The following is a 13,207-nucleotide window of genomic DNA, read 5'->3' as shown; positions in this document are numbered from 1 at the left end:
TTTCATTTTGAATTATCATATAGATAGATTACGCCCCAAAATTCCTTTTACCTTTTCATACATCTATAATCCACCTGAATTGTGTCTGTATGAAAGTGTAAAACAAAAGAACTTACTTTACGTTGAACCATGTTCTATCGTAAAAATCAAAAATAATATAAACATTATAAGCAGTCGTAACCTTATGGATTATACAAGGTTACGACCGCTTATTTTATTGTTACATCATTTTTTGTTTTTAAAACTTCATCTATTGTGTTATGTAATCCTTCCAATCCCTTTTCTATCTCCCTATAATTTTCAACAATAAAAAATTCATTCGTCTCGATTTTCTTTCTCAATATTGCACCTCGTACAACAATCATGTAGCATTACCGTATCGAAGTAATGGTTTATCATCTTAAACCTTTCGACTAATTACCTGGAGGCAAAGTGATTGAAATGAATAAACAAGAACAATTAAATATTATAAAAAAAGATTTTATTGATTCTCAAAAAGTATTATTGGCAATTGGTGATGAAACACGTCAAGCTATTTTATTAGTGCTAATGGAAACAGAATGTCAAACAGGATTACGTGTAGGAGAAATCACGAAGCAAACACACCTTTCCCGTCCAGCAGTATCACATCACCTTAAGATTTTACGAGAAGCTGGCATTATTTTAATGAGAAAAGAAGGTACAAAGAATTTTTATTATATTGATATACGTACAAAATTAGGTTTATTAAAAAATCTTGTATTAGATATTGAGAAGCTATTGCAAAACTTTTATTAAAACTTGGAGGTATAAGATATGAAAGCAATGATAATTGATAGATATGGAAAAGTCCCAATGCGTATGGCAGAGGTACCTACTCCTGAAATTAATGAGTATGAAGTGCTCGCAGAAATTCATGCAGCTAGTATTAACCCAATTGATTTTAAAATACGTGATGGAAAAGTTAAAATGTTACTGAAATATGAAATGCCTCTAATCCTTGGGAATGACTTTTCCGGTGTCATCACGAAGGTTGGATCAAAAGTGACTCGTTTTAAAGTCGGTGATGAAATATATGCTCGTCCAAGAAAAAATAAGATTGGTACTTTCGCGGAGTATATAGCCATTCATGAAGATGATATTGCTTTAAAACCGAAAAATTTAAGTTTTGAGGAAGCTGCTTCGATTCCACTCGTTGGCTTAACATCATATCAAGCATTACATGACATCATGCAATTACAAAAAGGACAAAAGATTTTAATTCACGCCGGATCCGGTGGTGTTGGTACTTTCGCTATTCAGCTAGCAAAAATAATGGGTGCCATTGTTACAACGACTGCTAGTGAAGCTGGTGCGAATTTAGTAACGTCTCTTGGCGCAGATGAAATTATTAATTACAAAACAGAGAAATTTGAAGATATACTAAAAAATTATGATGCCGTATTTGATACAATCGGCGGTGCAACACTTGAAAAATCATTCAATATTATAAAAAGGGGAGGAAACATTGTTTCCGTTTCAGGCATGCCGAATGCTCGCTTCGGTAAAGAATTTGGTTCAGGATTCTTTAAAACTCTCTTATTTTCATTAGCCAGCAAAAAACTTACTGCACTTGAAAAAAAGCATAATGTTCAATATTCATTTTTATTTATGAAGCCAAGTGGGGGTCAATTACGTACTATTGCAAACTATATTGAAGCTGGTGAAATCAAACCGGTAATCGATCGAGTTTTCCCTTTTGAAGATGCGCAAAAAGCAATGGAATATTCCGAGGCTGGAAGAGCAAAAGGAAAAATAATTGTAAAAATTAAATAATAATAAAACCTCCATTTTCTTAAAATGGAGGTTTTAAATTTGCTGTTAAATAGACATAGTGCAATGAAGTCCTTACAATAGATTGCAAGGGGAAATATTATATTATACTTTTAGTTAACTTTACAAAGAATATATACGTACAAATACATAATTTAAAATACAAAAAGGAGGAGATACAATGACTAAAAATAATGAAACAGGTTGGAATTTAGATAATAGTTATACGACTTTACCACAATCATTTTATACAGAAATCCCCCCTACTCCCGTAAGTTCACCGGAGTTAGTTAAACTAAATCATTCATTAGCGATATCTCTTGGCTTAACCCCTGAAGAACTGAAAAAGGAAGCTGAAATTGCCATTTTCGCTGGCAATGGACTTCCAGAAGGAGCTCATCCATTAGCTCAAGCATATGCTGGTCATCAATTCGGACATTTTAATATGTTAGGCGACGGTCGTGCTCTTTTAATTGGCGAACAAATTACTCCTTCAGGTGAGCGTTTCGATATTCAACTGAAAGGTTCTGGCCCTACTCCCTATTCACGCCGAGGAGATGGCCGTGCTGCACTCGGTCCGATGCTACGTGAATATATTATTAGTGAAGCAATGTATGCACTTGATATTCCGACTACTCGCAGTTTAGCAGTTGTTACAACCGGGGAGCCAACATATCGTGAAACAAAATTACCTGGAGCAATTTTAACTAGAGTCGCTAGTAGTCATATACGGGTCGGTACATTTCAATATGCTGCAGCTCGTGGTTCAATAGAGGACCTGAAATCACTAGCTGACTATACGATAAAAAGGCATTATCCAGAAATTGAAGCTCATGAAAACCGATATACTGCATTACTACAAGAAGTCATTAAAAGACAAGCCAGTCTTATCGCAAAATGGCAACTTGTTGGATTTATTCACGGCGTAATGAACACTGACAATATAACAATCAGTGGCGAAACAATTGATTACGGTCCTTGTGCATTTATGGACAATTACGACCAAGGAACCGTATTTAGCTCTATTGACACACAAGGTCGTTATGCATATGGAAATCAACCATATATGGCCGCATGGGATCTAGCACGACTAGCTGAATCTTTAATACCAATTCTGCACGAAGATGAAGAAGAAGCATTAAAAATCGCTCAAGACGAAATTTCGAAATTTAGCGTACAGTATGAAAAACAGTGGTTCCTTGGAATGAAAAAGAAATTAGGACTATTTAGCAACGAAGAACAAGATCAATCACTTATTGAGCAACTTTTAAAAATGATGGAGAAATATAAAGCGGATTATACAAATACATTCCGTTCATTAACTCTTGATGCTATCGAAAATACAGCTCTATTTGAAAGTCCTGAATTTAAAGAATGGTACAAAATGTGGCAATCTCGATTAGAAAGACAAGAACAATCAAAAGAAAACGCCTACGAGATGATGAAAAATAATAACCCATCAATCATCCCGAGGAACCACCGTGTAGAAGAAGCACTAGAAGCAGCTGTTACAAATGAAGACTATAGCGTAATGGAGCAACTTCTTGAAGCTTTATCAAACCCTTATGCGTATTCTACAGATCAAGAAGAATACTGCATTCCGCCTGCACCGACGAATCGCCCTTATCGTACTTTTTGTGGGACTTGATTGTTTAATATGTAAAAAGGTGCGTTCATATAATTTGTGTGAACGCACCCTTTTTATATCCCCCCACTCAACTAAAACTTTAAAATACACATCCCCCGATGCCATTTCTTTAATCCAAAACAAATTCTACACTATTCCAATAGACTTACTCGTAAGCTTGTTAAACAAATATTGAGAAATATAAAACATCATTTCTAAATATTTTTATTTTTGATACTATATTTTATAAGAATATTCAAAAAGTTAGGGATTTCATGAACGTTCAACTACAAGGTAATGAACAAATTACAAAATTATTTAATGACTGGTATAGAGCTATGTTACAGCATCAAACTACCCATGCAACAAAAATAAAAAGATATTGAAAATACCATCTCTAATTCAGAAGAAGATACAAACCTACAATTGTATTATTCACTTTTTAATTTCAGATACAAAATCTTAACAGATGGTTTAAATATTAATAAAGATGATTTTAATAAAATTGATTCTTTCCCACTTCCAGAGAATGGGCTATTTTCTTATTATTATCATTTTTTTAAGGCTATTCACAATACAATTATTGGAAACTACAATGCAGCAAAACACCTTTTCGAGAACGCTAAAAAGCTGCTAATACACGTATCTGACGAACTAGAGAATGCTGAATTTAACTACCGCTTAGCTGCCTATTATTATCAAACATATCAACCACTAGTAGCAATCCAATCTGCAAATGAAGCTAAAGCGATTTTTTCAAAACATATAAACTGTGAAATTAATGTTGCTTTGTGTGATAACATCTTTGGTTTATCTTGTATTGATTTAAAACAGTTTGAACAAGCTGAAATTAGACTTGATTCAGCATTAAATATTCTACAGAAGTATTCAGAGGAGACTTTATCATTAAGAGTACGACATAATTTAGCTTGGCTATATGCAAGTCAAAACCTTTCAGAGTTAGCAATGCGTCATATTTCAGAGGTTACAACTAAGCAACCAAATCACTTTAAAGCACTTTTTGTTGAAGCACGTGAATACTACAAGCTTGGAGAATATACCCAGGCTAAAGAACTTATAAAAAAAGGATTAAACATCTCAAATAAACTAGAAAACAAAGAGTTTCAATATCGTTTCATGATTTTAAGAGAACTAAATAATAAAACTTCTATAAATGATTTAGAAATGATAATTTTGGAAGGAATTTCTTACTTTAAAACAGAAAACCTTTGGGAATGTATACAAGAGTACACTGATGTTCTAGCAAATATGTTTTATGAAAAAGAAGACCATATAAAAGCTAGTCAATACTTTTACATGGCCAATCAAGCAAGAAAAAAACATGAAGAAAAGGGAGCTTTGATATAATGAAAAAGATTAAATTGAGCATCATTGGCTTAGCTGTTATTAGCATCACAACTCTTGGGTTAAGCTTCACCTCAGAAACACCGAAAACACAGTTAGGATATGTAGCATTAAACATTGGGGACACCCCTGCACCACAAAGACCTGACCTTGTTCAATCTATTGACGTAAGTAAAGACTACAACTCAACAACAACTGAAAAAGCACTTTAAAAAATGAAAGACCTTCAATTAAGAAGGTCTTTTTAAATACGCTTATTTAGAATATTTCCCTTTCATGTAGGCTTTATTTTCTCATCAACTCCGCAATCCTCTTACTCTCCTCACTACCAACTTTCTCAAGTTTCTCCACAACTAAATTCCGTCTCTCTACAGAATGATTTTGACTTAACTTCGCTTTTCCTTCTATTTTATTTATCTTTATTTTGAATCCAACTATTCCCTTACTTAATCCTCCCATATAATTTGGATCTACATCATTAAGTGAGTAGGTGCTCTCTGGATCTTCATATTTATTTACTAAATCTTGAAGAGAATCTACTAATGTCTTCTCATCTTCAACAATTTCTAATTCACCATATACATGCACTGCAACGTAATTCCATGTTGGTACTGCATTGTTTGTTTCATACCATGACGGAGAGATGTAACTATGTGGTCCTTGAAATATAGCTAGTACTTGCTGAGTCCCAATATCTTTCCACTGTTCATTCGGTCGTGCGAAGTGACCATGTAAAGTAAGGGTCTCCCTATTTAGCAACAACGGCAAGTGCGTTGCATATGGTTCTCCGTTATGTTGAGAAAATAATGTCGCAAAGCTATTTTGTTCCATTATTTCGTACTTCATCTCTTCATCTTGTATTGCGAAATATTTTGGTATGTACATAAGCTCCCTCTTTTCCGCTCTTTTCTATTTTATTTCCTATTATATTTAGTAACCGCATCAATCAACAGGGCCAGTTTATATTTGTTTTATAATGGCAGCTTTCTATTTCAAAACAATAGGCAGCATGTATTCCATGCTGCCTTAGTTTATTTTTTCTAATATATTTGTAATAAATACGGTCTTACCTTCAATATAACTAGATCGATTTTTCGACTCTCTTGCTAACTCTTCCTTCAAGTTTCCATACTTATTAGCTACTTCAGTATGTTCACGAAGGTAATCTCGAAACGCTATATGCCTTCTCAACTCTTCACTATTTTTATCACACACATATAAATGATGTTCCATCCAAACTGTATTTCCCTCGTTCCATGGAACGAACATATCCTTTCTTCCAAATGCCTCTCTTCCTTTAAAGCTCCATTCTAACTGATGATAGTACCCTATCTTCTCAAGTTTTTTTACTACCTCATGAAAAATTTCGTACTCTTCTATTACAACATCAATATCTAGTATTGGTTTTGATGCAAGCCCTTTAACAGATGTACTCCCAACATGTTCAATGGATAAAATGCTGTCTTCCATCACATCGTTAATGAGAGTTTGTAGCTTATTAAATTCACTTTCCCATTTGATGTTATATTCTTCGATAGTAATTCTCTGTTTCAACGTATCCCTCTCCTCAAAAGCAATTATAATCTTTGAATATGAGTATCCTTAAAATCCGTCTCATATTTCAATCCATATCCAAACATTCGATCCATTCCAATATGTGCTGTCCATATTAAGCCAATCATTATAACGGTATCTATCTTAAAATAGACACCTATTAGAACAATTAATATGGATATGATATATGTATGACATACGTTATATATTTTCGCACCAACGTGATTATTGATCCCATACGCTAACATGGATAAATCCGGCGCAAAAAGGAATACAAAAAATATAATCCAACTAAACTCATATATTGAATACATATAAATCGTGGCTAAAAATACAACCATTCCTTCAAAATGTACAATACGTTTTTGCATTATTTATCATTCCTATTTTTCTATATTTATTGATACATTTTCATCGCTGAAAGTGTTCTTTGCATTTTTTGACCAGATGGTTGCTAATATTGGCCCTACAATGTTATGCCATACTGCCGCTAATACACTTGGGAGTGCAGCAGCCGGTCCACAATGCAAAATACTTTCCAGCTATATTACTTATCGCTTCTAGTACTTTCATCCAATCAGCCCCTATCTTTTAATTGAAACACCTTATTCGGATTCAAAATATTTTGCGGATCAAGAGCTTTCTTTATTTTCTCCATTACAAATAATGCTGCCCCATGCTCTTCTTCTTGATACTTTCGTTTTCCGATTCCAACGCCATGTTCTCCTGTACACGTTCCTCCTCGTTTAAGAGCATACTGAACGATACTTTCATTTATTTCGTCTGCCTTCTTCACTTCCTCTTTATCATTTGTATCAATCATTAAGAGTACATGGAAATTCCCATCCCCAACATGACCGAGAATACCGCCAATAAGCCCTACTTTATCTAATACCTCTTTCGCATGTTGAATCGCTCCAGCTAATTCCGAAATTGGCACACATACGTCTGTACTCATTAGCTTTTTACCAGGATAACTATGCACGTAAGAGTACGCTAAGTTATGCCTTGCATCCCACAGTTTATTTCTCGCTGCTGTTTCCATCTCAAACGCAATTTCTATACATTTATGATCAAGAACGATTTCTTTCGTAAATTCAATATCTTGCTTTAACCCTGCTTCATTGCCGTGGAACTCTACAAACAGTGTCGGTTCTTCTCTGTAACTTGTTTCATTGTAATGATTTACTTGTTTCATAGATAATTCATCAACGAGTTCAATTCTCGCGATTGGAATACCTGCTTGTAATATGTTAATTACAGCTTCTACTGCATCATTTATAGTTGGAAACGATGCCCTCGCAGCCATAACATGTTCTGGTATACCGTATACTTTTAAAGTTAACTCCGTGAAACATCCAAGTGTTCCTTCTGAGCCTACGAAAATACCATTTAAATGATAACCTGATGATGACTTCGCCGCTAAATTCCCGGTATGTATTACTACTCCATCAGCAAGAACGACTTCTAAATCTCGAACTTGATCACGCATTACCCCATACTTTACCGCTGTCGTTCCGCTCGCATTTGTAGCAGCCATTCCTCCTAACGTTGCATCAGCTCCTGGGTCTACACTAAAAAACAATCCATACTTTTTCAATTCTTTATTAAGCTGAGAGCGCGTCACCCCTGGCTGTACTCTCACAAGAAAATCCTTTTCTCTTATTTCAAGTATTTTGTTCATAAGAGAAAAGTCCATTGTAATTCCTTTTTCGTAAGGGATTACATGTCCCTCTAAACTGGATCCTACTCCAAATGGAACGACAGCTGTTCCGTGCTGACTCGCTATTTTCATTATCGCGCTAACTTCTTCGGTTGTTTTTGGAAAAACAACTACATCAGGTAAACTACTACTATGGTAAGATTCATCTTTACTATGTAACTCTCGTACTGTCATATTTATTACTACTCGATCTTCAGGAAGTATGCCTTTTAATTCATTTACTACATGTTCAATTGTTATTTCCATAATCAACTCTCCTTTTTAATTTTAAAACAAGTATACCATCTTTATACTAAATAATTAGAAAAATAAGATTATTAAATCTGAACATACAAAAAAGAACCTGTAGCACACGCTACAAGTTCTTTTTTACTACATTTTAAACGATTTCTTTATTAACAACATAAACCAAATTAAAGTAACTGCCATCAACGAATGAGAAAACCCTACAATATAAGTTAACCCTTTAAAGTCAGCTCCATTTAACTGAAGAAGCCCTCTCGCTGCTAGCGAACCTAACATTAATGTTAATGCAATGTTATGTAAAACAAACCACTTATTAAACCCTTGCACTTCATGAAATGCGAATACTTTTGCTAATCCTAAAGCAATTAAAAAGAAGAAAAAGCCAAGTACAAGTGTATGTGTATGCAAAAGATTTAACAAAGTAGATCCTAAAATCCCTTTATACTTACCATACTCCCTAGCGAAAATCCCTGATAATAAACCGATAATCAAATACGTAAACGATGCATTATATAATTTCTTCATTATGTACCTCCTTGAGTAGAATGTGTAGTGTGTCATATTTAGTAATAATGATAGTTATATAGTAAAAACTCCTAGTCACCTAGGAGTCATTGTATAAGTATCTCACTCTTTACAATCAATCCTAATTATAAAATATCTCTCTATACAAAACAAACGAACTTTATGTGAACAAACACCCCCATTAAAATATGTTGCACTTTTGTTTTACACAATCCATACTAATTGTTATAACTTTTTAAAGGTGGTGTAATAATTGATAGTTCTTGAAACCGAACGTCTAAATCTTCGTTGGTTTGATATAAAAGACGCTTCTTTTATTCTTGAGTTAGTAAACGATCCTGCATGGATTCAGTTTATCGGTGACAAAGGGGTTAGAAACTTAGAAGATGCAAAAAATTATATTGTAAACGGTCCCATCGATATGTATAACAAACTCGGATTTGGCCTTTACTTAGTAGAACGAAAAGAAGATCTCACTCCACTTGGTATGTGTGGCCTTATTAAAAGAGATTCATTAGAAGACGTTGATATCGGATTTGCCTTTTTAGAAACATTCCGTTCAAAAGGATATGGCTACGAGTCAGCTTCTGCGATAATCGAATACGGTGTACAAAAGCTCGGCATGAAACGAATTGTAGCAATTACTTCTATAGATAACATTGCCTCAGGAAAGCTTTTAGAAAAAGTAGGATTACGATTTGAGAAAATCATTTCAGATTCAGGAGAAGATTTAAAATTATTTGGGTATAACGCATAGTAAAAAAGGTCGCCTTGAATGGCGACCTTTTTTACTACTTTACTGATCTCGTAATAATACTTTTAGTTACATTATAGTTTTGCAGTAATTCTTGTGATTACCACTATTCCTTTCATATCACATTTTTGGAAATTCATAGAAATAAAACTTTCACTTCTAAATAAATTATATTAATATATTAAATAAAGGAAGTGAAAATAAATGGGACAACCGCTATTTTTATTAGTTCTTCAATTCATTGCATTTATATTAATTATTTGTATCGTATATGGAATCTTGTACAATACCGTATTGAAATTAAATATGCCTAAATGGACTGCACATATAGTAGCTACGGTATTTTCACTTGGTATCGCCTATCAAGCTTTTATAAATTTCATTTGAATAACCTTTTTAGCAATTACTTCTATTGTTGATGCAGTAAAGCTTTTAGAAAAGCAGGATTGCAATTTGAGAAGATTATTTCAAAATCAGGAAACGTAGCCATTTTTTTATAAAGTCTGTCCTGCGCAAAATAGTGAAGACGTTATTTTCGCTGAAAATGTGTTTGCATAACAAGAAATGAATTTAATTGATCCTGCAAAAATTTTATTTTAAATCAAAGATATGTAAGAAAATAAGCACATCCTGTTAAAAAACAGATGTGCTTATTTTTTAATTTCTATGCATTTTTACGTTTCAAGAAAATAACTCCACCAACAATTAACAGTAATGCGCCTGCAACCATAGAGATCCAACTTGTAAGATTAGTACCTGTTTGCGGTAACCATCCAATTTTAGATTGAATTTCTTGCTTAGGTTGTGGTTGTTCTTTTACTTGCTCGTTAGGCTGCTCTGGTGTTGAAGTATTTTTATCTGAATTTGGCTGTTCTGGTTTAGGTTGTTCCGGCTTTGCCTCTTTAAATTTCACTGTTTGTCCCTTATCTTCAATTTCAGCGTGAATAGCTACTAATATATTATCTTGATACAGTTCTTCAAACACGACTACTTCTTTACCTTGTAATGCAGAAGCATTAAATGTGAAATCTAGTGTGATAGAACCATTCTTCTCTTTAGCAATAAACTTAGATTCTACTGTTACTTCTTTACCATCAACTAATAATGGCTTGTTTGTTGCTTTATCCATCAGTTTACCTTTTACAACATACTCTTTGCCCACGATTAAGTCTTTGTATTCCACTGTATCTTGGATTGTTACAGATTTAGAAGCGTCTAACTCTTTAGAACCATCAGCTTTGTTTGTTGCTGTCGTTTTTACTGATGGCTTAACGAACTTAACTGTTTGACCTTTATCATTGATATCAGCATGTGTCGTAACAACTTTTCCGTCTTTCAGTAACTCTTCGAATACTACTACTTCTTTTTCTTCTAAACCAGTTGCATCAAAAGTGAAATCTAGTGTAATAGAACCATTTGCTTCTTTTGGTGTAAACTTCGTTTCAGCAGTTACTTCTTTACCATTTACAACTAATGGTTTATTAGTCTCTTTATTCATTAATTTACCTTTTAAAGTGTACTCTTTACCTACTTGTAGGTCTTTGTATTCCACTTTATCTTGGATTGTTACAGACTTAGACGTGTGCATTTCTTTTGTACCATCTGTTTTATCAGTAGCTGTTGTTTTTATTGAAGGAATCTTTTCATCTTTGACAATGTGTTTAATGATTTGACCATTCTCTTTAATTTCAAAAGAGAACGTTTCTTCATTTAATACATAACCTTTTGGTGCAACAGTTTCTTTATATGTGTATTTTCCAAATGGTAATTTTTCAAATTTAGCGATTCCTTTATCGTCTGTTTTTCCTTTTACTACTTCTTTTCCTGCTTCGTTATAAATCGTAAATTCTGCATTTGGAAGCTTGTTATTTCCATCAGCTACATCTACCTTTGTAATTTCTAGATCACCTTTGATAAGATGATTAACTGCCAATAACTCAATAATCTTCCCATGTTCCTTTATTTCGAACATAATTGGTTCTTTAACAAGAACGTAACCATGTGGAGAAGCCTTTTCTACAAATGAATATTTACCATACGCTAAATCTTTGACGTTAATCTCACCATTTTTATCTGTCTTATATTCCCCAACTACTTTTCCGCTTGCATCTTTTAGCTCGAATGCTGCACCTTCTAATTTTTTACTAATATCTTCATTATCTACTTTTAGTAATTTTACACTACCTTTCACTTCGGTATTTTCCACTGTAAAAGTAAGTGTTTTATTGTGCTCTTTAATTTCAAAAGGATACTTTGTTTTATTTCCAATATATCCATTAGGTGTTTTTGTCTCTAAGAAATAATATTTACCATACGTAAGACCTTCAACGTTTGCAATTCCATTTTCTTTTGTTACTACTTTTTTCACTTCTTTTCCATCTTCAGTGAAGACTGTGAATTCAACATTTGGTAAAATCTTTCCTGAATCACTAAGCTTTTTAATTTCGATGTTACCTTTTACTTTGTTATTTACTATTTGGACAGCTCCTGTTTCTCCTGTCTTAACTTCAATAGTTTGTGGTTTATCATCTGAAACATAGCCTGTTGGTGCTTTAATTTCTTTTAATGTGTAAGTACCAATTGGTAAGTTGTTTAATTCTGCCATACCATCAGCACCAGTCGTGATTTTTCCGACTGATTCATTATTTACATTAAAGACCTCAAATACTGCACCAGCTAAAACTTCTCCATTTTCTCCAACCTTTTTAATTTTTAAAGAACCAGCTGCTTCCCAATTTACTGCAAGATCACTACTAAGCTTTTCTTCATTTCTTTCTAATAGTACTGTAGCGTTCTGAACAGTATCCGTACCACGGTAAGCAATTGCTTGAACTTTAGTTAAATTAGCAGCAACACTTAAATTAAATTCACCCGTTTTTGTATTCTTAGGAATTTGGATACGAAATTTTTCTCCAACTGAAAGCTGATCTTTCACTTCTCCATTTTCACTAACAATTCTAACTCCATTAGGTGCATTTTTCGCTACTACCTTATAAGAACCACTCTTAGCATTTGTTTGTACTGAATATAGATTTGTTTCGAAGAATTCACCCTTTAATTCTGCTTTTTGCTTTTCAGCAGGAATCACATTCATAAAAACATCTTGAGTCTCTTCACTATTATTAGCATTACTAATAATAGCCTTAGCTGCTTTTTCAACATTTTTATTCTCATGTTTTAATTCATTTACATCGAGTTGACCTAATGCATTCCAAACCGCAAGTTGCGTTGCATAATGCGCTTCATTTTTATTAGCTACTCCCAGCTGTTCAGCACTTTTTTGCGGGAAACCATTTAATAAGACTCTATATACTACATTATCTGTTTTCCCCATTTCAGGAAGATCTTCACCATTTGGTGATTTTAATCCAAGGGTTAAGCAATAAGCAATTTGACCACTTGAATTTTTAATCATTTCAGTGCGAATGTACTTACCTAGACTATTACTATAACTCCAGTCCATTGAATATTTCTCATGCGTCATAACCTCTGCACTAGCCCTAGGTAAAAATACATTAAGGAATAATGCCAGTACTGATAATAATGTAAAAACTCTTATAATGACTCTCTTACCCAATTTTGTAACCTCCCTAGAATAAATTAATCCGAGTATATATCGCAA

Annotated in this window: 13 protein-coding genes and 2 pseudogenes; 7 read left to right on the top strand and 8 right to left on the bottom strand. The window is 33.6% G+C overall.

All coding sequences use genetic code 11. The features are described from left to right. Positions 1 to 209: 209 nt before the first annotated feature. On the bottom strand, positions 210 to 341 hold the full coding sequence (locus tag IQ781_RS28205) for a hypothetical protein (protein ID WP_001227549.1): 132 nt from the start codon (positions 339 to 341) through the stop codon (positions 210 to 212). A 91-nt stretch (positions 342 to 432) separates the two neighbouring features. Here IQ781_RS28205 and IQ781_RS25875 point away from each other — a divergent pair, with 91 nt between their 5' ends. The 5 genes and pseudogenes from IQ781_RS25875 to IQ781_RS25855 all read left to right on the top strand — a co-directional run bounded on the left by IQ781_RS25875 (position 433) and on the right by IQ781_RS25855 (position 4,995). Beyond that, positions 433 to 777, top strand: a complete 345-nt coding sequence (locus IQ781_RS25875) for an ArsR/SmtB family transcription factor (RefSeq protein WP_000571870.1) — start codon at positions 433 to 435, stop codon at positions 775 to 777. Between the two features lie 18 nt (positions 778 to 795). Beyond that, on the top strand, positions 796 to 1,794 hold the full coding sequence (locus IQ781_RS25870; RefSeq protein ID WP_139846881.1) for an NADP-dependent oxidoreductase: 999 nt from the start codon (positions 796 to 798) through the stop codon (positions 1,792 to 1,794). Between the two features lie 178 nt (positions 1,795 to 1,972). Further along, a complete protein-coding gene (locus IQ781_RS25865; RefSeq protein ID WP_063220830.1) occupies positions 1,973 to 3,439 on the top strand; it encodes a protein adenylyltransferase SelO in 1,467 nt (488 codons plus the stop codon). 254 nt (positions 3,440 to 3,693) lie between these two features. Then, positions 3,694 to 4,786, top strand: a pseudogene (locus tag IQ781_RS25860) (response regulator aspartate phosphatase). After that, positions 4,786 to 4,995 (top strand): hypothetical protein, encoded by a 210-nt coding sequence (locus IQ781_RS25855; protein ID WP_000721430.1) that lies wholly within the window; start codon positions 4,786 to 4,788, stop codon positions 4,993 to 4,995. Before IQ781_RS25860 ends, IQ781_RS25855 begins: the two are co-directional and overlap by 1 nt. 73 nt (positions 4,996 to 5,068) lie before the next feature. Here the strand turns inward: IQ781_RS25855 and IQ781_RS25850 are convergent, their stop codons facing one another. From IQ781_RS25850 to IQ781_RS25825, 6 genes and pseudogenes are all read right to left on the bottom strand, one after another. Further along, positions 5,069 to 5,668, bottom strand: coding sequence for an FMN-binding negative transcriptional regulator (locus tag IQ781_RS25850; RefSeq protein WP_000275796.1), 600 nt, complete (start codon positions 5,666 to 5,668; stop codon positions 5,069 to 5,071). 141 nt (positions 5,669 to 5,809) lie between these two features. After that, positions 5,810 to 6,337: a GrpB family protein gene (locus IQ781_RS25845; RefSeq protein ID WP_059303544.1), complete on the bottom strand. Its 528-nt coding sequence runs from the start codon at positions 6,335 to 6,337 to the stop codon at positions 5,810 to 5,812. 23 nt (positions 6,338 to 6,360) lie between these two features. After that, positions 6,361 to 6,708, bottom strand: a complete 348-nt coding sequence (locus IQ781_RS25840; RefSeq protein WP_001172060.1) for a DUF4260 domain-containing protein — start codon at positions 6,706 to 6,708, stop codon at positions 6,361 to 6,363. A 12-nt stretch (positions 6,709 to 6,720) separates the two neighbouring features. Next, positions 6,721 to 6,864: pseudogene (locus IQ781_RS25835) on the bottom strand (bile acid:sodium symporter family protein); the annotation flags it as partial. A gap of 50 nt (positions 6,865 to 6,914) precedes the next feature. After that, positions 6,915 to 8,306 (bottom strand): FAD-binding oxidoreductase, encoded by a 1,392-nt coding sequence (locus IQ781_RS25830; protein ID WP_000406573.1) that lies wholly within the window; start codon positions 8,304 to 8,306, stop codon positions 6,915 to 6,917. A 126-nt stretch (positions 8,307 to 8,432) separates the two neighbouring features. Further along, the gene (locus tag IQ781_RS25825; protein ID WP_000737896.1) at positions 8,433 to 8,831 is read right to left on the bottom strand and encodes a DUF2871 family protein; all 399 of its coding nucleotides are present in this window, start codon (positions 8,829 to 8,831) and stop codon (positions 8,433 to 8,435) included. Between the two features lie 253 nt (positions 8,832 to 9,084). Between IQ781_RS25825 and IQ781_RS25820 the strand changes: the two genes are divergently transcribed. Continuing rightward, positions 9,085 to 9,588, top strand: coding sequence for a GNAT family N-acetyltransferase (locus IQ781_RS25820; protein WP_000636213.1), 504 nt, complete (start codon positions 9,085 to 9,087; stop codon positions 9,586 to 9,588). A gap of 201 nt (positions 9,589 to 9,789) precedes the next feature. After that, positions 9,790 to 9,972, top strand: coding sequence for a hypothetical protein (locus IQ781_RS25815; RefSeq protein ID WP_000531430.1), 183 nt, complete (start codon positions 9,790 to 9,792; stop codon positions 9,970 to 9,972). Positions 9,973 to 10,249: 277 nt separating this feature from the next. Here the strand turns inward: IQ781_RS25815 and IQ781_RS25810 are convergent, their stop codons facing one another. Further along, the gene (locus IQ781_RS25810) at positions 10,250 to 13,162 is read right to left on the bottom strand and encodes a VaFE repeat-containing surface-anchored protein (protein WP_063220828.1); all 2,913 of its coding nucleotides are present in this window, start codon (positions 13,160 to 13,162) and stop codon (positions 10,250 to 10,252) included. Positions 13,163 to 13,207 lie beyond the last annotated feature (45 nt).

The sequence above is a fragment of the Bacillus sp. N447-1 genome (assembly GCF_022701035.1).
GTDB classification, from domain to species: domain Bacteria; phylum Bacillota; class Bacilli; order Bacillales; family Bacillaceae_G; genus Bacillus_A; species Bacillus_A cereus.
This window is presented reverse-complemented; position numbering and strand designations above follow the sequence as displayed.

Bases quoted from the DNA above. Each gene is read 5' to 3' on its own strand.
- IQ781_RS25855 (WP_000721430.1), top strand. From the start codon at position 4,786: ATGAAAAAGATTAAATTGAGCATCATTGGCTTAGCTGTTATTAGCATC.
- IQ781_RS25825 (WP_000737896.1), bottom strand. From the start codon at position 8,831: ATGAAGAAATTATATAATGCATCGTTTACGTATTTGATTATCGGTTTA.
- IQ781_RS25815 (WP_000531430.1), top strand. From the start codon at position 9,790: ATGGGACAACCGCTATTTTTATTAGTTCTTCAATTCATTGCATTTATA.
- IQ781_RS25850 (WP_000275796.1), bottom strand. From the start codon at position 5,668: ATGTACATACCAAAATATTTCGCAATACAAGATGAAGAGATGAAGTAC.
- IQ781_RS25870 (WP_139846881.1), top strand. From the start codon at position 796: ATGAAAGCAATGATAATTGATAGATATGGAAAAGTCCCAATGCGTATG.
- IQ781_RS25830 (WP_000406573.1), bottom strand. From the start codon at position 8,306: ATGGAAATAACAATTGAACATGTAGTAAATGAATTAAAAGGCATACTT.
- IQ781_RS25840 (WP_001172060.1), bottom strand. From the start codon at position 6,708: ATGCAAAAACGTATTGTACATTTTGAAGGAATGGTTGTATTTTTAGCC.
- IQ781_RS25865 (WP_063220830.1), top strand. From the start codon at position 1,973: ATGACTAAAAATAATGAAACAGGTTGGAATTTAGATAATAGTTATACG.